The sequence below is a fragment of the Thermococcus celericrescens genome (assembly GCF_001484195.1).
Lineage (GTDB): Archaea > Methanobacteriota_B > Thermococci > Thermococcales > Thermococcaceae > Thermococcus > Thermococcus celericrescens.
Genome location: NZ_LLYW01000041.1, coordinates 1 through 19,800 on the forward strand (window position 1 = coordinate 1; position 19,800 = coordinate 19,800).

Genomic DNA, 19,800 nt, shown 5'->3' on the forward strand with positions numbered 1-19,800 from the left:
GGAATCAATTACACTGGAAACGGTTATGATGATGGGCTTCGCATGGCTTTGTGGCTCTCATCAAGGGTAGGCAGTATGAATTACTACGTGCCGATTCCGTTCTACAAGTACGGGAGTAAAAAACCGAGGGATAACCCGTCCAAGGGATTCAATAATTCCTACTGGAAGGACTGGATTGACGGTGTCCTTAGTGTCGTTGACAGCAACAGGCTCGGCTTCTACTGGAGCTACGAGAGTTGCCTTCAGGCAACTCCCAATGATGCCGCCGGTGTGTCTGTGGAATTCATTCAAAAGATGTCCAACTACGTTCACAACCACGGACAGGAGCTGATTTGGATTCCTACGATTGGGAACAGGGATGTGACATACTTGCGTAAGGATGCCTTCGACGGAATACTCAAAATCGGAGGCTACTTTGATTATGTCTTTGTTCAGCCAAACTATTATCAGAACAGCGATTGTATAAAGGAGATCAACGGCACCAAACAAACGTTTCCATACTCGTACGATAAGCTTGTCGAGAGAATTCAGTTCATTCATGGAGAACTTACCGAGAAAATCAAGGAACAAAACTACCACACAGTGGTCTCAATAGAGATGGAAGCGGACAGGACAGTCCTGGGCATTCCGTGTGGGTATTCAGGCAAATGTCCCGAAAACATGGCGTGCGACCGCAACCTCAAAACCTGCTATGAGAACTGCAGGGAGCACCAGTATGAAAAAGCAATAAACTACGCCTTGAATTACATGAGAGCACTGCACGACACCGGATGGAAACCATCTGACCTGGCTTACTACTTCAGCACTGACCTCAAAGTGATAGACGCACTCCAAGAACGTTGCCGGAGGGAACTCAATGAACCGTACGTTTAAAACCATCGTCATCCTGTTCCTCTTCCTCACTCTCTTTTCCAAAGCGGTGGTTTCAGACGTCTATAACGTTCGGTACTCCGTCATCTCCAACGGAAGCGACGCTTTTATTCCCCTCCTCATTCTCACTTATGAACCATACTGTCCTCCCCTCTCGGGAATCAACTGCGCCAACGCAACCACCGGGGAGGTTCTTGGGGGAGAGGAACATCTCTTCTACTTCAATGACTCCCAGCTCTACATTCTCAACTTCACGCCTGCGTTCAGAGCCCTTTACCCAAACTATAGCACTCTCCTTGACCAGTCTCTTAACGGCGCGCGCTTCATAAACGGAAGCTGGTACCTGGACCTCACGTTCTACCCTCCGATGACTCATGTCCATGGCATCTACCTCTTCAATCCAAAAAACTTATGCATTGAGCCGGTCAATGTTAGCTGGCTTAAGCTCCCAAGGGGAAAAATCAGCGACGAGATAAACGGCTGGAGAATAGTGCTTCAGTCCCCGAGCTTTCAAAAATGGGACTACGCGAACGTGAGCGACGTGTGGGTCACGATGAGCAGAAAAGCATTGAAGTGGTCTCCCAGACCGACCGAGGTCGTCAATTTGAGCGTTTTTCCGATTTACTTCATCCTCAAAAAGGAGGGCCACGTGAAGAACATCACCCTCGTTTACCTTAACATGAACGTTACAAGGGACGACTTCGTCCCGCCGAACACTCCCGTTCCAGGCTACTGGTTCCCGGGCGATGTTAAAATCGTCAACGTAACGGTCTGCAAATCGGCGATTGCCACACCAGAGAACACGACCGGTAGGACTAATATCACCTCTTCAAATATGATCAACATAACAAAAACACCGCCCAGTACAAGAGAAAATAAAACTCTATCCCTCATAAACGCGACTAAACCTTCAACCGAGGAAACCAAAAAAACCATCTGCGGGCCTGCGTTCATAATTCTAGCCACCACGACGGGTCTCCTGCTGAAGAGGCACCGAAATTAACATTAAATTGTTAATTTTTAGGCCTTTAGGCTATTTTTTAAGCATAAACATGACAAAGTTTTTAAGCCTTCGATGGAACTCTCACCGGTGATGCTCATGCTGACCTACGCTCAGGCGGGAGTCGATGACGAGAAAACTGCAAGGGCCCTCAGAGGAATCATAGGGCTTGCGAAAGAGACCTTCAAGTTCAGGAAGGGAAAAACCGGCGAGCCGAGTGGAATAGGCCACTACGCGGCGTTGATGGATTTTGGCGAATTCTACCTCGCCATGACGACGGATGGAGTCGGAACCAAGGTGCTCGTGGCCGAAGCCGTTGGAAAGTTCGACACCATAGGGATAGACATGATAGCGATGAACGTGAACGACCTGCTCTGCGTTGGGGCCGAACCGGTGGCGCTCGTTGACTATCTCGCCGTCAGGGAGCCCGACGAGAGGGTGTTCGATGAGATAGCCAGGGGACTCTACGAGGGGGCGAAGGAGGCGGGGATAGCGATAGTCGGGGGAGAAACCGCGGTGATGCCCGACCTGATAAACGGCTTCGACTTGGCCGGAACGGCCATCGGCGTCGTGGAGAAGGGGAAAGTTATAACAGGGGAAAAGATAAGGCCCGGCGACACCGTCATCGGAATTGCCAGCTCGGGGATACACTCCAACGGTCTTACGCTGGCTAGAAAGCTCCTCATCCCCAAATACGGCCTCGACTACGAATACGAGGGGAGAAAGCTCTGGGAGTGGCTTTTGGAGCCGACGAGGATTTATGTGAAAGCTGTTCTTGAGCTGATTGAGAGCGTCGAAGTTCATGGACTGGCTCATATAACCGGTGGGGGCCTGACCAACCTGAAGCGCCTAACGAACTACGGCTTCTCCATTGAGATGCCCCCAATCGAGGGAATATTCAGGCTAATCCACGAAAACGGCGTTCCGCTGGGGGAGATGTTCCGCGTTTTCAACATGGGCGTTGGCATGATAGCGATAGTGCCGGCGGAAGAGAGGGAGGAAGCCCTGGAAATCCTCGGCAGGCAGTTTGAGGCTTTTGAGCTTGGAACCGTCACGGAGAAACCAGGGATAGTTGTGAAGAACTACGGGGTAAGGCTTTAAGCCCCGCCCCCAACTTTTCTCGGTGGTCGCATGGAGCTCACCGTAAAGAAGAAGGCATTCCTTGAGAACCTGCCGGATCTGGTGGAAAAGGCCGTAAGCGAATATGGAATCCGGCTGAGGAAAATAGTGATAGAGGAAGACGAAAAGGGCTGCTACACCGTCTGGGTAACTTACGAGTCCGAACGGCAAGCGTTTTAAGCCCCGACCCGTTCCAGATACCATGAAGCCGAGGCCCGTTCCCGAGAAAGCGGTCCTGCTGGGAAAAGACCTGATAATAGCGGACCTCCACATAGGCTTCGAGAGGTCCATGGCCAGGGAGGGCAACTACGTTCCCAACCTCCTCGACAGGCTTATCCAGGAAGTTCAGGCAGTTGTGAGGAGGGAAAGGCCGAAGAGGCTCATCATCAACGGGGATTTAAAGCACTCTTTCGTCCCGTTCAGGATGGAGCGGGAGGAGCTGGGAAGATTCTTCGACGCCCTCGAGGGCGAAGTCGGTGAGATAACAGTGGTCAGGGGAAACCACGACCCAGGAATACTGTGGCTGAGGGAGAGAGGAGTTGAAATCGCGGACAGATTAGAAGTCGGAGGATGGACTCTGGTTCACGGCCACAGGCTGGAGGAAGGAGAGCGGTTCATAATCGGCCACGAACACCCCGCGATAAGGCTGAGGGACGAGGTCGGGGCGAGCGTGAAGGTACCTGCTTTTCTGTGGGGCGAGAGGCTTATCGTCCTGCCCGCTTTCAGTCCCTGGGCCTACGGCAACGACGTGACGAGGGAGATAGTCTCGCCGTTCCTCAGGAAGTTCGACAGCTCAAAGCTGCGCGTGCTGGTGCCCGTCGAGGGGGAGTTCCTGGATTTCGGGGAGCTGAGCAGGCTTACCGAAATCCTCAAGGGGCTCGGTTCGGTTTGAATTTAGGAAGCAAAAAGTTTTTAATCAAACCCGGAGAGTTCCAACTATGATACGATGGGCCGGGAGAAAATACAGCGATGGGGAGATATTCTCAATCCTGAACGAGCCTGTTAGGGAGTGGTTTAAGCGGAAGTTTGGAACCTTCACCCCGCCCCAGCGCTACGCGGTTATCGAGATTCACAAGGGGGAGAACGTCCTCATCTCATCGCCGACGGGCTCGGGGAAAACACTCTCCGCTTTTCTCTCAGCGATAAACGAGCTCATCCTCCTCGGCAAGGAGGGAAGGCTCGAGGATAAAATCTACGTCCTCTACGTCTCCCCGTTGAGGGCTTTAAACAACGACATAAAGCGCAACCTCGAGGGACCCCTGGTGGAGATAAAGGGGGTCGCCGAGGAACTGGGTTACGAAATTCCCGAGATAAGGATCGGCATAAGGACGAGCGACACCTCGAGCTACGAGAAGAGCAAGATGGTGAGGAAGCCGCCCCACATACTCATAACCACCCCCGAGAGCCTCGCGATAGCCCTGAACGCCCCAAAGTTCCGCGAGAGGTTAAAGACAGTCAGGTACCTCATTATAGACGAGGTTCACGCCCTGGCCGAGAACAAGCGCGGTTCTCATCTTGCTCTGAGCGTTGAGAGGCTCCAGGAGATGGCCGAAGAGAGGTTCGTGAGGATAGGCCTGAGCGCCACCATACACCCGCTTGAGGAGGTTGCCAAGTTTGTCTTCGGCTTTGAAAACGGGAAGCCGAGGCCCGGACTGATTGTAGATGTGAGCTTTGCAAAGCAGACTGAAATAAAAGTCGAGAGCGTCGTTGAGGATTTGATTTACACCCCCGCTGGAGCGCTGAGCGAGGCCCTCTACAACCGTCTGGCCGAGCTGATTAGGGAGCACAGGACCACTCTCATATTCACCAACACGAGGAGCGGCGCCGAGAGGGTAGCCTTCAACCTCAAGAGGCGCTTTCCGGAGTTTGAGGGCCTGATAGAGGCTCACCATTCGAGCCTCTCGCGAGAGGTCCGTTTGGACGTCGAGGAGAAGCTTAAGAGGGGCGAGCTGAAGGCTGTTGTGACCTCGACCAGCCTCGAACTCGGGATTGACATTGGAACGATTGACCTCGTCGTCCTCATCGGTTCGCCGAAGAGCGTGAACCGCGCGTTGCAGAGGATTGGGAGGGCCGGCCACAGGCTCCACGAGGTCAGCAAGGGTGTGATTTTGGCCCTCGACAGGGACGATTTGGTCGAGGTTACGGTTTTGGCGCACAACGCAAGGAACCGGAGGCTCGACAGGGTTAGAATCCCCGAGAACCCGCTCGATGTCCTCGTCCAGCACCTCCTCGGAATGGCCCTCAACAAAGTTTGGGAAGTTGAAGAAGCCTACAGCCTCGTGAGGCGCGCTTATCCTTTCAGGAACCTGCCTTTTGAGGACTTCATGAGTGTTTTGAGGTACCTCGCCGGCGAATACGCGGGTTTAGAAGAGAAGAAGGTGTACGCCAAGATATGGCTTGAGGACGGACGTTTTGGGCGGCGCGGAAAGATGACGAGGGCGATTTACTACATGAACGTCGGCACGATTCCAGATGAAGCCAAGATCAGGGTTCACACCATGGACAAGCAGATGATCGGAACTGTCGAGGAAGAGTTCGCAGAGCGCTTAATGCCCGGCGACATCTTCGTCCTGGCCGGAAGAACCTACGAGTTCGTCAAGAGCAGGGGAAACAAGATATACGTGATTCCGCGCGAGGGAGCGAAGCCCACCATTCCCGCGTGGTTCTCCGAGATGCTCCCGCTCAGCTTCGACCTGGCCCTCGACATCCAGAGGTTCAGACGGGAAATTAAGGGGCTGTTGAAGAGAAGGGACGCGGTCATGAGGCTCGTGAGGAAGTACGGGGTAGATGAGAAGGCCGCGAGGGCCATCATAGCCTATTTCCGCGAGCAGGAGCGGTATTCGGTAATCCCGGACGATGAGACGGTGTTGGTTGAGTTCGTTCCGGGGGATAAAAGAAACCGCTACTTCTTCCACACCCTCATCGGGAGGCGCGCTAACGATGCACTCAGCAGGGCCTTCGCCTACCTCGTGAGCAAGGGGAAGAACTGCAACGTCGGAGTAGCAATAAACGACAACGGCTTCGCCCTGCTACTCCCGCCGGAGGTCGAGCTGAGTGAAGAGGAGGTAATGGAGCTTTTCGAGGTCGAGGACCTAAGGGAGACCCTCAAGAGGGCTTTGGACAACACCGAGCTGCTGAAGAGGCGCTTTAGGCACGTGGCCAACCGCGGGCTTCTAATCCTCAGGCGCTACGTGGGCAGGAGCAAGAGACTCGGCAGGCAGCAGGTGATGGCGGTTTCCCTCCTCAGAGCCCTCAAGGAGAACCATCCCGACTTCCCGCTCCTGAAGGAGGTCTACCGCGAGATTATGGAGGACAAGATGGACGTTGAGAGCGCGGAGCTCTTCCTGAGCTGGGTCAGGGAGGGTAGAATAAAGGTGGAATTCAGGAGGCACAGCGTTCCGAGTCCCTTCGCCTTCAACCTGGAGGCGATAGGCTCGAGCGACGTGGTTCTGATGGAGGACAGAAGGGAGCTGATCAAAAAGCTCCACAGAAAAATAATGGCTATGATGGAGGAAGCTCAGGAAGTGCCGGCCAAGCGCTCGTAGAGCTCCTCGTAGGCGTTTATCAGGTCGCCCTTGTCGAAGCGGAAGACGTCCTTGTCGAGGCTCTTCTTCGTCTTGGCATCCCAGAAGCGGCAGGTGTCCGGGCTTATCTCGTCGCCGAGGATTATCTCGCCCCTCTCGTTCTTTCCGAACTCCAGCTTGAAGTCGACCAGGATTATCCCGCGCTCGGCAAAGTACTCCCTGAGGACCTCGTTCACCTTGAGGGCTATGCGCTCCATCTCCCTTATCTCGCTCTCGCTTACCCCGAGAACCCTAGCGTGGTGGTGGTTTATCATAGGATCGCCGAGGCTGTCGTCCTTGTAGTAAAGCTCGACTATCGGCTCCGGCAGCTCGGTTCCTTCCTCGAGGGGAAGGCGCCTCTTCAAACTTCCGGCAACGACGTTTCTAACCACGACCTCAACGGGGTACATCCTGAGCCTCTCAACGATGAGCCTGTTGTCACCCGCGATGCCTATGAAGTGCGTCTTAACGCCCTTCTCCTCAAGGACTTTGAAAAGAACCGCGCTAATCTGTGCATTGAGCCATCCCTTGCCCTTAAATTGACCCCTCTTTTTACCATCGAAGGCCGTGGCATCGTCCTTGAACTCCATAATGGCCTTTCCATCGTCGAGAGGGATAACCTTCTTGGCCTTACCTTCATAAACCTGCATGGACTTCACCATTTTTGTGTAAAATATTTCAGTATTTAAGGCTTATTTTAGCATGTGAATGTCAATCAATGGGCAAAGCTTTTAAACACAAAAAGGCTAAAGTACGGCGTCAGGGTTTATACTTATTGACATGTTAAAGTCAAAAAATTGGCGGGGTTCCTCATGAGGGAGAAGTGCGGCGTCTTTGCAGCGGTTGCCGAGAATGCTCCGAAAAAAGCCTACTACGCGCTGATAGCACTGCAGCACAGGGGGCAGGAGAGCGCGGGGATAAGCGTCTGGAAGCACAGGATAAAAACGGCAGCAGGGCGGGGGCTCGTTTCGGAGGTCTTCAGGAACGGCGAGATAGCGAAGCTGAAATCCAAGATGGCAATAGCCCACGTTAGATACTCGACCTCCGGCTCCCCCACCGAAACCCAGCCACTTGAGACCGGCTGTTGCGGGAAAAGGATAGCCGTTGCCCACAACGGGACTCTCACGAATTTCCTTCCCCTCAGGAGGCACTACAAACGGCTGGGAGTTAAGTTCAGGCACTCGGTAGATTCCGAGCTGCTGGGGATTTCTTTTCTCTGGCACCTTCGCGAGACTGGAGACGAGTTCGAGGCTATGCGGGAAGTTTTCAGCGAGGTGAAGGGAGCCTACTCCGTGGCTTTTCTCTTCGACGGGGAGATACTCGTGGCTAGGGACCCTGTCGGCTTCAGGCCGCTCAGCTACGGGGTCGGGGACGGTCACTATTTCGCCTCGGAGGATTCCGCGTTGAGGCTCTTCGTGGAGGAGGTGAGGGACGTCAAGCCAGGAGAGGTCTTTCTTCTCTCGGAGGATGAAATTGAAAACCGCATCCTTGCCACGGAAAAACGCCACGGCTGCGTCTTTGAGTACATCTACTTCGCCCGCCCGGACAGCACGATAGACGGTGTAAACGTATACCTCGCGAGGGTCAGGATGGGGCAGGAGCTGGCCAGAGAGAGCCCGGCCGACGGAGACGTTGTCATAGCCGTGCCGGATTCGGGAAGGGCGGCGGCTCTTGGCTTCTCCCGGATCAGCGGTATTCCTTACTCGGAGGGACTCATAAAGAACCGCTACATAGGGCGGACGTTCATAACCCCCGGGCAGTTCTACCGCGAGCTGAAGGTTAAGCTCAAGCTCTCGCCGGTGAGGGAGGTAATAGAGGGGAAGAGCGTCGTGCTGGTCGATGACTCAATCGTCAGGGGGACTACTATGAAGCGCATCGTCGCCATGCTCAGAAAGGCCGGCGCGAGGGAGGTTCACGTCAGGATAGCCTCCCCGCCGATAAGGTACCCGTGCTACATGGGGGTGGACATTCCGACGAGACACGAACTCATAGCGGCATTTGGAAGCGTTGAGAAGGTGAGGGAATCCATAGGAGCGGACAGCCTGGCGTACCTCAGCGTCGAAGGGCTGAAAAAAGCCGTTGGGAGGAGAGACCTCTGCTTAGCATGCCTTACCGGTGAGTATCCCGAGTGGGCTTTTCGCTTCTGAGCTTTCTCAGCCTCGCCGCGGAGAACTTGAGCTCCGGCGTTCCGGCTTTGTTCAGGGCAGGGCTCGTTATTTTGTTCGCCTTGAAGTGGAAGGGAACCGCAACGACGCCTGAGGGAATCCGGCCAAGCTTGGCCCTCATTCTAATCTTCCCGCGCCTCGTCTCGATCTCGACCCAGTCTCCGTCGTGGATTCCAAGCCTCTCCGCGTCGCTCCTGTTTATCAGCACCCTGGGCTCTCCCATCAGTCTGACGAGCGAGGGACTGCGCAGCGTCATTTCGCCGGTGTTGTAGTGGCTTATCAGCCTGATGGTGGTGAGGATGAAGGGATACTCATAGTCCGGCCTCTCCCAGGGCTGCACCTGCTCCACCGCGATGAACCTGGCCTTTCCGTCGGGGGTTGCGAACTCCCAGGTGTGGAGCCTCTTCTTCGGAAGGAATATCCCATCCCCAACATTCAGCTCGTCGACGCTCCTCTCCTCCAGCAAAGGGAAGAGGCGGAAGTACTCTGCGGTGATCTCTTCAACGCTCGAATAGTTGAACCCAGGCAAACCGAGGGCCTTGCCGAGCATGGTCAGTATTTCCCAGTCGGGCTTCGAATCACCCATCGGCTCGCAGACCTTGTGGCTCCACTGAATCCTCCTCTCACTGTTCATGTACGAGCCTTCCTTCTCGCAGAAGGCCGAAGCCGGCAGAACGTAGTGGGCATAGCGCGCAGTTCTCGTCATGAAAATATCCTGGACGACGAGGAGATCGAGCCTTCTGAGGGCATTTCTCACCCGGATGAAGTCCGCCTCGCTGACGGCCGGGTTTTCCCCAACTATGTAGAGCGCTTTAATATCGTTGCTCTCTATTGCCTCCCAGAGCTCCGTGAGGTAGAGCCCGCGCTCCGTTGGAAGGTCCTCCACGCCCCATATCTTCGCCACCCGCTTCCTGAACCTCTCGTCGGTCAGCGGGACGTAGCCCGGCAGGAACTCACTCAGCGCTCCCATGTATGCCGCGCCCTGAACGTTGTTCTGACCGCGCATCGGGTAGAGGCCGCCTTTTTCGCCGATGTAGCCGAGGAGCAGGGCTAGGTCTATAACGGCCATAACGTTCTCAACGCCTGAAACGTGCTGTGTCAGCCCCATGCCCCACATTATCGCGCCGCTTCCCGCGAGGGCAAAGGTTCTCGCAACTTCTCTGATCGTTTCAGCCGGAATTCCGGTTACCTTCTCCGCGTACTCCGGCGTGTACTTTCTCACCGCCATCCTGACCTCTGAAAAGCCAAAGGTTCTGGTCTTTATGAACTCCTCGTCGTAGAGCTCCTCCAGGATTATGACATTCATCATGGCGTTTGCGAGGGCTATGTCCGTCCCCGGGCGGATAACGAGGCTGTAGTCCGCGAAGGCCATCGTTCTGGTTTCCCTGACGTCAACAACGATTACCTTCGCCCCGTTCCTCTTGGCCTTTAGGATGTAGTCCATGACAACGGGATGGGTCTCGGCGGGATTGTAGCCCCAGATGAGTATAACCCCGAATCTCTCTAGGTCTTCGTACGGATTGGTCTGTGCTCCCGCCCCAACGGTCATCTTGAGGGCGTGAACGCTCGCCTCGTGGCATAGGCGAGCACAGTTGTCTATGTTGTTGGTGCCGAAGAGTCTCGCGATCTTCTGGAGGAGGTAGTTCTCCTCGTTGCTGACCTTGGAGGAGGCTATGAATGCCACTGCATCCGCCCCATACAGTTCGCGGATTTCGAGGAGTTTACCTGCTATCTCCTCGATGGCCTGCCCCCAGCTTATCGGCCTTATCCTAGAGCCCTCACGCTTAAGGGGGCGCTTGAGCCTGTCCCCGGAAAGAACGAACTCCGTCGCGTGAAGCCCCTTGGGGCAGAGCTTGCCCCGGTTCGGCTCGCCTCTATGAGGTTTAACCCTCATCGTCTTGGGATCAACGAGAAGCCTGCAGCCAAAGCCGCAGTAGGGACACACGACCGTCTTGGGCTCCTTCATCATACCACCTATAAACAAATAGACAGCAAAAATAAAAAGCTTTCTGGCGAAAATTAATGAAAATTTGTTAAAATATTTCAGATTACTAGGAAAAAATTTATAAAGTTAGATAGAAAAATTTCTCCAGTGATTACACTTTTCTCTTGAAAGCCTTGCTCTTTAGGGCAGGGGTGCAGTAAAACCCCAATGACCCTTAAACCACCGAAACCCTTTTAAACTCTGCAGTGTAGTAAGGCCTCGGAGGGGCCGCTTAAGAACAACCCGATGGGACGAGGGGTTTCACGTTACCACTCCGCCTTGGAGTGGTTGACGCTGTTAAGCGTCCTTTCAAAGGGCCTTCGAGAGGTTTGAAACCCGGGAGTGGCCTTGAGTGATAACCCCAATCCGCTCTGGTGGTAGGGGTAACGGGGGCAAGACCGTCCCCTCGGGCCAAGCTGAAACCGGCGACGGGAGTAGGTGGATGAGCGCCCGTAAACCTCCCCGTCACTGGCGAGGGGGTTAAGCCGAACCCCCGCCGTTCACGGCCGGGAGGAGGTCAGATAACAGTGGGTAAACAATACCCTAACATTATCTCTCCTAGAGCTTATTATTTCAGTACAGATATTAGAGTTATAGACAAAGTTAGAGAGGTGTGCTTTGAATGGTAAGAAAGGCACTTTTGTTTTTCCTGATATCTCTTTCTGTTCTCTCTGTAATTCCCTATGCCTCGGCTAACCTCGTTGTGATTCCGGGGAAGGACGATGCGTTCGTCGTGCACTGGTGGGCCGGCGAAAACGGGGAACTCGGGGCAGACTTCTACCATTTTATCAACGGGACCCTTCAGCCCTTTTACCGCACCTGCCTTTTCTGCGATAATGCAAGTGCTGTGAACGACGGAGCCTACATTATCCCTGACAACGGCTCGTGGATATTTCTCAGGGAGTTTTACGTTCCAGAAAACAGCACGCGTGGGGTCGAGGCCTACCGCGTCAGGGATGGGAAGTGCTGGTTAATAGGCGGGACTTCCGTTGTCGTTCCTCCGGGGGGACTCTCGCGCGTTGTTGTGTATTACAGAAAAAAAGCATTTTCAATTGAGTTCCAGAACGGAAGCAGAGTGGAAGCCAAGAAGTTCCTGATAGGAGAAAGCGTGGAGCCGGCGAACTTTTCGGGTTTTCCTGAGAAGACACCGGTTTACTACGCAATAGAGCACGGCGTTCCGATGGGGAGCTTCTACGTTTATGGAAACGGATACGCCTCCAACGGTAGTGCCGTTGTTCTCGTTCCGATAAACGTCGTTGATAAGGTTGTTTCCTCGTTGAGGGTTGAGGGAGACATTAAAGGCTTTGCCTCGGCAATCGTGGAAGATGGAGTTATATTATACTACCCCTATGATTACCATGTCAACGGCTCGCCCGTGGAGAGGAAAGACCTTCGCCTGTTCTACTACTCAAACAATGGGGAAGGGCTCAAGGTTTTCCAGCTCCAAGAATTCTGGGAAGGGTCCGGCTTCGCTTCGGATGTTGTTTGCGGCGAGGCATCCAATGAAAATGGAGTGAAAAACGAAAGCTCCGGAATATGCGGCCCTGCAATTTTCCTGCTTCTGGCGTTGATTCCCCTTTACAGGGCCTTCTCCAGGAAGTATTCGTGAACCCTTGTGTCCTCCGTTAGCTCCGGGTGGAACTCAAGGCCGATGATGTTGCCGGCCTCAACGCCAACGACTCTGTCTCCAAGCCACGCTATCGGCTTAACTTTATCGTTCAGGAGTTTAACTATTCTCGGGGCACGGATGAAGACTCCGGGGAAAGGCTCGTCGCTGAAGGCAAGCTTTATTGGAGCCTCGAAGCTGTCCACCTGTCTGCCGTAGGCGTTTCTGTTGACCTTGACGTCAAGCAGCTCAAGGAACCTCTGCTCCGGGGTTGCCCCGATGATCTCCTTGGAGAGCATTATCAATCCCGCGCAAGTGCCCATTATCGGCAGACCGTCCTCGCCGAGTTTCCTGACCGGCTCGAGGAGGCCGTTCTTGACCATGAGCCTCGATATCGTTGTGCTTTCCCCTCCGGGGATTATGATTGCGGAAATTCCCTCCAGCTGCTCCGGCTTCCTGAGCCAGACCACCTCCCCGGTGACGCCGAGGTTTTCTAGGGCCTTTTTGCTGGCCTCGATGTGCTCGCTGACGTCGCCCTGAAGGCCTATAACACCCACCTTGACCATTCTCACCACCTCGACGGAAAAAGACAAAGAAAAGAGATTAGACGCCCCTCTCCTCAAGGCGAACCTCCAGTTCCTCGATGTCCCTGCCGCGCATCGGCTCGCCGATTTCCCTGCTTATCTCGGCCAAGACATCGGGTTCGTCCCAGTGGTTGACGGCCTCAACTATTGCCCTCGCCATCCTCTCAGGGTTAGAGCTCTTGAAGATTCCCGAGCCGACGAAGACGCCATCCATTCCCATCTGCATCATGAGCGCTGCATCTGCGGGAGTTGCAACTCCTCCGGCGGCGAAGTTGACAACCGGAAGGCGGCCGAGCTTCTTTATCTCCAGGAGAATCTTGTAGAGCCCTTCGACTATCTCGCCGTAGGTGTAGTGGCTGTAAAGGGGCTCGTTTTCGAGTATCTGCTTGGGAACACCGCTGATGTCCCTTATGTTGGCGGCCAGCCTTAGATAGGGTTCGGCGAACTTCTCGGCTATTATATAGACCTGCTCGTCCGTCATCCTCCGGAGGAGCCGTATGTTGTCGGCGACGAGGCGGACGTGCCTGACGGCTTCAACTATGTTGCCGGTTCCGGCTTCACCCTTGGTCCTTATCATGGCCGAGCCTTCCCATATCCTCCTCACGGCCTCGCCGAGGTTTCTGGCGCCGCAGACGAATGGAACACTGAATTCCCTCTTGTCTATGTGGAAATACGGATCCGCCGGGGTCAGAACCTCGCTCTCGTCTATCATGTCGACGCCTAAAGCCTCAAGAATTCTGGCCTCGGCCACGTGGCCGATCCTGACCTTCGCCATGACGGGAATGGTCACCGCGTCCATTATCTCCTGGATCTTCTCAACAGGCGCCATTCTGGCAACGCCGCCGGCCTTTCTTATGTCCGCGGGAACCATGTGGAGCGCCATGACCGAAACTGCACCGGCTTCCTCGGCTATTCTGGCCTGCTCCGCGTTTGTGACGTCCATTATTACTCCGCCCTTAACCATCTTGGCAAAACCGCGCTTCAGCCTGTCCGTGCCCTTGGCCTCTATAACGTGGAGCTTTCCCATTGCCATCACCATTTCAAGTTATGACTTGCAATATTATTCAAGAAAAAACTTGAATATAAGGCTTGTGGTTTGGTGGCGGGGAATGATATTGGAGCATTTAACGACGTAACTGTCACGGAATATTGTACTTGGTAGGTTGTTTATTATGCAATAAGAAACTTCGCCGTTCTTAAATAAGGTACCCACAACTTCAGAACCGGCAAAGGATTTGGATAGATTCATATATTCCAGAAACATGCATCCCAGTTTGATGAGGTGTTCTATACACAGACGGGTGATGAGATTATAAACTTAATCAGGCAGACATTAGAAGACCCAGATTTCGTGAGGTACGGTATTAAAAATGGGAAGTGGGAATACAGGGTCGCAAAGAAATTTGGAGAAGATAAGCATCTGATTGTCTCAATTAACAAGGATGGCAGCATAACAACGGCTATTCCAACATCAAACATAAAAGAATACGAGAAGGCCTGAACTTTGGAAAGCTCGTGTACGGATGGAGAAAATAACCTTTTCCTCTTTCCTCCAATTTATGTTAAACAATGCCGTAGGTGGATTCCAATGAGGCTCATTCCCATAGAAGGCATCGTCTTGGACCTTGATGTCCTGGACTTACCGGAATTCCAGGGTCTGTTAGACGAGCACTTCGCACTACTAACAATCCCCCAGGGGATAGTCCTTCCGGACATCAGAAACCACGAGGAGTCACTTCACCCCGACATCGTCCGCTCATTCAAGACCGGAAAGTCCGTGAAGTTGATTTTAACGGCGGTCGGAGGAGATAATGAAATTGGATGGGGCGAAGACGAGGAGAATCGAATACCGATACTACTACCCCATCAGAGGGTACAAGGGGGAGAAAATGAAAGTCGAGTGGAAGGAAATGAGGGGCTTTATAAAGCATAGAATCGTAATCGAAGGAGATGTCACATCAATCCACCAATCGGGGGAAAGGTTGTTACTTGAAGTCCGTCCCCTGGGAATCCCGATGTATCTGGACCTTTCACCCGGAAGGCTCAAGGGGCTGGAAATTGGGATTGGGGATTTCCTCATGGCGTCTTTTCCATGGTTTTATGCAAGGGCAGTTAAGGGAGGGGACTGAGGTTGCCGGGCCGAGTACCGAATGCCGTTGCAAGGGTCGCATATTTCGATGGGGCATCGGCAGTTTTTCTCGTCAAGAGGGACCACGGGCGGCGGGTCAAAAAGGAGACGGTTAGGGGCTGGAACCCGTGGATTCCTGTCCCGTATGTCCTCATCCCAGAAGGGTTCAAGGGACTGGTGGAGCGGGCCTATCGTGAGAAAAAAGAACTCTCCACAGTTTTTGTCCTTGATGCCACCGACATCGAAGCACTGGAGAAAGAGGAGTACGAATTCAAGGTTTCCCTATCCGGCAAGGGTGCCGTTTATTCGGTGAGGGGCTATAACGCGGGAGAATCGCTGGTGGACGTTCTGGGAATACCCTTCAAGATTGAAGGACTGCCGCCTAAGGAGTGGGTCTCCGCGAGGGGAAAGAAACTCCTCGTGGCTCGGGCTGAGATGCTACCCTCGGGAAGGGCCAGAGCTGGAGACCAGTGAGGAGTTTGGGTCGTCGGTTCAGGTGTTCGCAGGAAAACATTAAGACCCCAGGTGAAAGCCAACTTGGAGGTGCCCCTCTTGCCATTGGATAGCACCATCATCTACACCGTACCGGTTGTGCTCAGCAGACTTCGCCTGCTCTCCATCACCCTCTTCAAGGATCATTACGGGACCATTCACTCAGGTGAAGCTGGGTTCCTCGTTGAACCTCTGGAGACTACGATAAACGTCTTCATCCCAGTTGGAGAGCACGCTGAAAAACTCTCAAAACTGGAAGGCCGGTACGTTGAGATTGAGATTAATCCCCCTTTCTTCGAGACTTCAGGCCCTGTTAATGCCGAAAAGCCTTCAATCGCCCTCGAACCTCCAGTCCCAGGAGTTCCGGCCCCCCATTACCGCCTGGTCGGCGTTTTTAAGATATTCACTCCACTGTGGGGCGTCTTTGAGTGCGGGAATCTCAGGTTCCCCCTCACGGGGGATGTGAACGTCGAGAACGGTAAGAGCGTTTTCCATCGGGGAGAACTCCGGATAGATGTTCCGTCATGGGACGAGTGGCCGGAAAAGCTGGAGGTCGTGAAGAGCGCGTGGATTGAAGTCCGAGGCGTGAGGTTCTACGGGTATCTCCCGGAGGGGTCAAAAAGAGGTGAAACCATATGGAGCCCATAGTCAGTAGGCTTAAACTGCTTTCGGTTCGTCCCTTCTATAATTATGACCTGTATGTGCACTCCGGAGAGGCCATTTTCCTCGTGGAGCCGGTGGGAAAGACTATTGTGGCGTTTATCCCGGATTCAAGGGATGTTCGTAAGCTCGTTGGAAGGGAGAACTCGTACGTTGATGTGGTAATTGACCCGCTTTACTCAGAGGTCGTTGGACCTGCAGATACGGAGAAACCCTTAATTCTGGAAGAGCCGAAGGTTCGAAAGTTTGGGTCTTCAACATATCGCCTAATCGGGCGCTTCAGGAAGATTGAGGGAGACTGTGGGGTGTTCGAGTGCGGAAACCTAAGGTTCCAGGAGTGCTTCAGTGGGGAGGCGAGGTGGATAGAGCTGAAGAACGTGAGGTTCTATGGGTACCTTCCCGAGACCTACTGGCGGATGCTAAGGGAAGCATCAAGGCTCATAAAAGAGGAGGAATGAAAACTTGGCTCCGCCTACTCAAAGATTTCCAATTATCTCAAGGCTGACGTCGAAGTTCTTAACGGAGTGTGTGAGGTAGCCGAGGCTTATGACGTCGATGTCGAGCTTGGCATACTCCTCGATGTTCTCCGGGGTTATCCCACCGGAGACCTCGATTTTCACCCTATCGCGAAGACCCTCACGCCTTAGAGCCTCCAGGGTCTCGGATATTTCCTCAGGGGTCATGTTGTCAAGCATCACCACGTCCGCCCCGGCTTTTGCAGCTTTGAGAGCATCTTCAAGGCTCTCGACCTCAACCTCGACGACCTTGTAAAGGCTGAAGGCCTTGGCGCGCCTTATAGCTTCTTCCAGAGGGACGAGAGACAGGTGGTTGTCCTTTATGAGTACCGCGTCACCGAGGGAAAAGCGGTGGGGCTCGCCGCCGCCGATGAGTATGGCCCTCTTGTCTATCGGCTTGAGGAGGGTCTTCCTCGTTCCAGCAACGCGGACCTTCGGGTTTACGGCTTTAACCTTCTCGACCAGTTTCCTGACCTCGGTCGCTATGCCACTCATCCTGCCCATAACGTTGAGTGCCGTCCTCTCGACGAGGAGAATTGCCCTTGCGTTGCCCTCAAGCTCGAGGATAATATCTCCCTTCTTAACGGACTCGCCATCCCGCTTTCTGACCCCAACATCAACCCCGAAGTGCTCGAAGAGTGCCTTCGCCTCCTCAACGCCGGCTATGACACCGTCCCCCTTCGCGATTATGACGGCCCTTGCCTCCATCCCCTCGGGGATCACCGCCTCGCTCGTGACGTCGCCGAAGGGCGCGTCTTCCTCGATGAAGCGCAGGAGATAACTAATGTGCATCATCACCTTCACCTCCAAGCAGGAACTTCCATAGTGGGATGAGCCTGATCTTTTTCCCTCCAACCTCAATAACCTCATCTCTGTCCCAGTTTATTATCGTTAGGTTTTCGCAGCCGAGTTCCTCCGAGGCACCCAGCAGTGCCGAGGTCTCTCTTTCGAACGTTTCGGGGGTTTCAAGTGAATAGCTTACCTGTATGAGCTCGGGGATATCCTTCCCCTCCTTCACGAGGAAATCAACCTCTCTCCCGCGCTCGTCCTTGAAGTAGTAAAGCTCCTTTTCACGCCTCTTAAGTTCAAGGAAAACGGCGTTCTCGATGAGCCTGCCGAGGGTCTCCCCGAAGCGAAGTGAGTAAGCGTTTATCAAACCCGTATCAACGACGTAAACCTTGGGAAGGCTCTTCTCAACCTCCCTCAGGTTGTAGGAAAATTTCTTGAGCTGGAAGATCACGTAAGCTTCTTCAAAGTAGTCGAAGTAGCTGTAGAGGGTGTTCTTGCTGACCTCCACGCCAATGCCCTTCATGTACCTGGCCGTCCGGTTCACCGAGAACTCCTTGGCAAAGGACGTTATGAGAAGCTTCAGGAACAGCCTCACGGCTTTTAGATTCTTTACCCCGTGCCTTTCAACAACGTCACGGTACAGCATTACATCCACATACTCTGAAAGCGTTTTCCGCTTTAGGTACCTATCCTCGATAAGAACAACCTCTGGAAAGCCGCCGAACTCCAAGTATTCCCTCAGAAGAGCCTTGAGAAGAGCTTCCTCTCTCGTCGAGAGATACCTGGCCACCTCAATCCCCTTCGCTCTAAGGAACTCCCGGAAGCTGAAGGGTAGCATCTCGAACGTTAAAGTTCTTCCCCGAAGGGCCGTCGCTATCTCCCTGCTGAGAAGTTTTGAAGAGGAGCCGGTTAAGTAAACCCTGAATCCATCGCGTTCCATGACGCGCTTAACGAAAAGCTCCCAGTTGGGGACGTTCTGAACCTCATCGAGAAAAAGGTACTTCTCTTCGGCATCCGGGAAAAGCTCGTAGAACACCTTCACGAGGGTTGAAAGATCCTCAGGCGTTGGAGGGTATATTCTGTCATCGTCGAGGGGGAAGAAGACGGCCGCTTTACCGGACTTCCTCAGTCTGGAAAACTTTTGAAGGATGTAGAAAGTCTTCCCGGCCCTTCTCGGCCCGATTATTGTTATTGCTTTGTTTACTCGGATGTCCTCGGGAACCCTCAGCTCACGCTCGACACCTTCAACGTTGAGATTGAGATAGTCCATCACAATCTGGGCTATCGTTTCCTCGCGGCTCATGTTAAATAGAGAGGTAAAAATCCTTAAAAAGTTTCCCTCCATACTTAACAAAAACTGCTGAATCTTTCCCTCCAGATTTAACTCATCTCCAGCATTCTCTCTATCGCCCTTCTTGCTTTCTTCGCTATCTCCCTGGGCACCTCGACCTCGTACTTCATGTCCCTGAGCGACTCGTATATGTGGTTAAGCGTTATGGCCTTCATTCCTATGCAGACGGCGTCCTCTTTGGCTGGATGGAACTTGATATCCGGATAGAGTTTCTGGAGCCTGTAAACCATCTCGTGCTCGGTGAAGACGACCCACTCGTTCCACTCTTTAGCCCTTCTTATCATCCCGCCAGTGGAGACTATTATGTCCGCCTTTTCCTGTACTTCCGGCTCGCACTCCGGGTGAACCATCAGCTTGGCGTTGGGGTAGAGCCTCCTCGCGCGCTCGACGTCCTCAAGGGTGAACTGCCTGTGAACGTAGCAGTGCCCGTACTCGGGAACGGGGATGACCTTCTTCCCAGTCTGTTTAGCGACGTAGCTCGCCAGGTTCTTATCAGGCCCGAAGATTATGACATCGGAATCGAGCTTTTCAACTATTTTAACCGCGTTGGCAGAGGTTACCGTTACGTCGGCGTAGGCCTTCGTCTCGGCGGTGGTGTTTACGTAGAGAACCACCGGAGCATCAGGATACTGCTCCTTGGCCTTGAGGATGTGCTCGACCTTCAGCATGTTAGCCATGGCGCAGGTGGCTCTTTTACTCGGAAGCAGGACGGTCTTCTCGGGATTGAGGATTTTAGCTGTTTCCGCCATGAAGTCTACTCCCGCGAAGACTATGACGTCGGCATCAACGTTGACTGCCTTCCTCGCGAGCTCAAGGCTGTCACCGAGGAAGTCGGCTATATCCTGGATTTCAGGCAGCTGGTAGTTGTGGGCCATTATTATAGCGCTGCGCTCTTCCTTCAGGCGTTCAATTTCCCTCACGAGCTCCTCCATCTTCATGGTCTCACCCCGTTGGGGGAAAGTAGAAGAAAGAGA

Annotated in this window: 21 protein-coding genes; 14 read left to right on the top strand and 7 right to left on the bottom strand. The window is 53.6% G+C overall.

The features are described from left to right. From APY94_RS11060 to APY94_RS11080, 6 genes are all read left to right on the top strand, one after another. Nucleotides 1–873 (top strand): DUF4855 domain-containing protein (locus tag APY94_RS11060; RefSeq protein ID WP_058939685.1); only part of this gene is annotated, 873 nt, incomplete at its 5' end. Continuing rightward, complete coding sequence (locus APY94_RS11065; protein ID WP_058939686.1) at nucleotides 857–1,873, top strand: hypothetical protein; 1,017 nt, start codon at nucleotides 857–859, stop codon at nucleotides 1,871–1,873. The genes APY94_RS11060 and APY94_RS11065, both read left to right, overlap by 17 nt. A gap of 96 nt (nucleotides 1,874–1,969) precedes the next feature. Then, nucleotides 1,970–2,971 carry a phosphoribosylformylglycinamidine cyclo-ligase gene (purM, locus tag APY94_RS11070; RefSeq protein ID WP_058939687.1) on the top strand — a complete coding sequence of 334 codons (1,002 nt, stop codon included), beginning with the start codon at nucleotides 1,970–1,972 and terminating at the stop codon, nucleotides 2,969–2,971. A 30-nt stretch (nucleotides 2,972–3,001) separates the two neighbouring features. After that, nucleotides 3,002–3,169, top strand: a complete 168-nt coding sequence (locus tag APY94_RS13415; RefSeq protein ID WP_169791817.1) for a hypothetical protein — start codon at nucleotides 3,002–3,004, stop codon at nucleotides 3,167–3,169. A 22-nt stretch (nucleotides 3,170–3,191) separates the two neighbouring features. Continuing rightward, nucleotides 3,192–3,881: a metallophosphoesterase gene (locus APY94_RS11075; RefSeq protein ID WP_058939688.1), complete on the top strand. Its 690-nt coding sequence runs from the start codon at nucleotides 3,192–3,194 to the stop codon at nucleotides 3,879–3,881. A 46-nt stretch (nucleotides 3,882–3,927) separates the two neighbouring features. Further along, nucleotides 3,928–6,534, top strand: a complete 2,607-nt coding sequence (locus APY94_RS11080; RefSeq protein WP_058939689.1) for an ATP-dependent helicase — start codon at nucleotides 3,928–3,930, stop codon at nucleotides 6,532–6,534. On the opposite strand, the gene purC is transcribed toward APY94_RS11080, so the two are convergent. Next, nucleotides 6,507–7,202 carry a phosphoribosylaminoimidazolesuccinocarboxamide synthase gene (gene purC, locus APY94_RS11085; protein ID WP_083500654.1) on the bottom strand — a complete coding sequence of 232 codons (696 nt, stop codon included), beginning with the start codon at nucleotides 7,200–7,202 and terminating at the stop codon, nucleotides 6,507–6,509. The genes APY94_RS11080 and purC overlap by 28 nt on opposite strands. Before the next feature lie 162 nt (nucleotides 7,203–7,364). Between purC and purF the strand changes: the two genes are divergently transcribed. Continuing rightward, nucleotides 7,365–8,699: an amidophosphoribosyltransferase gene (purF, locus tag APY94_RS11090; protein ID WP_058939691.1), complete on the top strand. Its 1,335-nt coding sequence runs from the start codon at nucleotides 7,365–7,367 to the stop codon at nucleotides 8,697–8,699. Here the strand turns inward: purF and fdhF are convergent. Beyond that, complete coding sequence (gene fdhF / locus APY94_RS11095) at nucleotides 8,662–10,683, bottom strand: formate dehydrogenase subunit alpha (protein ID WP_058939692.1); 2,022 nt, start codon at nucleotides 10,681–10,683, stop codon at nucleotides 8,662–8,664. The two genes, purF and fdhF, sit on opposite strands and share 38 nt — an antisense overlap. Before the next feature lie 640 nt (nucleotides 10,684–11,323). Between fdhF and APY94_RS11100 the strand changes: the two genes are divergently transcribed. After that, on the top strand, nucleotides 11,324–12,310 hold the full coding sequence (locus APY94_RS11100) for a CGP-CTERM sorting domain-containing protein (RefSeq protein WP_058939693.1): 987 nt from the start codon (nucleotides 11,324–11,326) through the stop codon (nucleotides 12,308–12,310). On the opposite strand, the gene pdxT is transcribed toward APY94_RS11100, so the two are convergent. Next, nucleotides 12,280–12,873 carry a pyridoxal 5'-phosphate synthase glutaminase subunit PdxT gene (pdxT, locus tag APY94_RS11105; RefSeq protein WP_058939694.1) on the bottom strand — a complete coding sequence of 198 codons (594 nt, stop codon included), beginning with the start codon at nucleotides 12,871–12,873 and terminating at the stop codon, nucleotides 12,280–12,282. The two genes, APY94_RS11100 and pdxT, sit on opposite strands and share 31 nt — an antisense overlap. Before the next feature lie 37 nt (nucleotides 12,874–12,910). After that, entirely contained in the window at nucleotides 12,911–13,918 is a 1,008-nt protein-coding gene (pdxS, locus tag APY94_RS11110; RefSeq protein ID WP_058939695.1) for a pyridoxal 5'-phosphate synthase lyase subunit PdxS, read from the bottom strand. A gap of 255 nt (nucleotides 13,919–14,173) precedes the next feature. Between pdxS and APY94_RS11115 the strand changes: the two genes are divergently transcribed. The 6 genes from APY94_RS11115 to APY94_RS11140 all read left to right on the top strand — a co-directional run bounded on the left by APY94_RS11115 (nucleotide 14,174) and on the right by APY94_RS11140 (nucleotide 16,629). Beyond that, nucleotides 14,174–14,392, top strand: a complete 219-nt coding sequence (locus tag APY94_RS11115) for a hypothetical protein (RefSeq protein WP_058939696.1) — start codon at nucleotides 14,174–14,176, stop codon at nucleotides 14,390–14,392. Between the two features lie 87 nt (nucleotides 14,393–14,479). After that, a complete protein-coding gene (locus tag APY94_RS11120; protein WP_058939697.1) occupies nucleotides 14,480–14,824 on the top strand; it encodes a hypothetical protein in 345 nt (114 codons plus the stop codon). Next, complete coding sequence (locus APY94_RS11125) at nucleotides 14,781–15,020, top strand: hypothetical protein (RefSeq protein ID WP_157065535.1); 240 nt, start codon at nucleotides 14,781–14,783, stop codon at nucleotides 15,018–15,020. The genes APY94_RS11120 and APY94_RS11125 overlap by 44 nt, the downstream gene beginning before the upstream one ends. Nucleotides 15,021–15,022: 2 nt before the next feature. Continuing rightward, nucleotides 15,023–15,493, top strand: coding sequence for a hypothetical protein (locus APY94_RS11130; protein WP_058939699.1), 471 nt, complete (start codon nucleotides 15,023–15,025; stop codon nucleotides 15,491–15,493). Between the two features lie 78 nt (nucleotides 15,494–15,571). Then, on the top strand, nucleotides 15,572–16,159 hold the full coding sequence (locus APY94_RS11135) for a hypothetical protein (RefSeq protein ID WP_157065536.1): 588 nt from the start codon (nucleotides 15,572–15,574) through the stop codon (nucleotides 16,157–16,159). Next, nucleotides 16,147–16,629 (top strand): hypothetical protein, encoded by a 483-nt coding sequence (locus tag APY94_RS11140; protein WP_058939701.1) that lies wholly within the window; start codon nucleotides 16,147–16,149, stop codon nucleotides 16,627–16,629. Before APY94_RS11135 ends, APY94_RS11140 begins: the two co-directional genes overlap by 13 nt. Nucleotides 16,630–16,647: 18 nt before the next feature. Here the strand turns inward: APY94_RS11140 and nadC are convergent, their stop codons facing one another. The 3 genes from nadC to nadA form a co-directional block, all read right to left on the bottom strand. After that, nucleotides 16,648–17,481 carry a carboxylating nicotinate-nucleotide diphosphorylase gene (gene nadC / locus APY94_RS11145; protein WP_058939702.1) on the bottom strand — a complete coding sequence of 278 codons (834 nt, stop codon included), beginning with the start codon at nucleotides 17,479–17,481 and terminating at the stop codon, nucleotides 16,648–16,650. Continuing rightward, a complete protein-coding gene (locus tag APY94_RS11150; RefSeq protein ID WP_058939703.1) occupies nucleotides 17,468–18,778 on the bottom strand; it encodes an ATP-binding protein in 1,311 nt (436 codons plus the stop codon). The genes nadC and APY94_RS11150 overlap by 14 nt, the downstream gene beginning before the upstream one ends. 77 nt (nucleotides 18,779–18,855) lie before the next feature. Then, complete coding sequence (gene nadA / locus APY94_RS11155) at nucleotides 18,856–19,764, bottom strand: quinolinate synthase NadA (RefSeq protein WP_058939704.1); 909 nt, start codon at nucleotides 19,762–19,764, stop codon at nucleotides 18,856–18,858. Nucleotides 19,765–19,800: the final 36 nt, after the last annotated feature.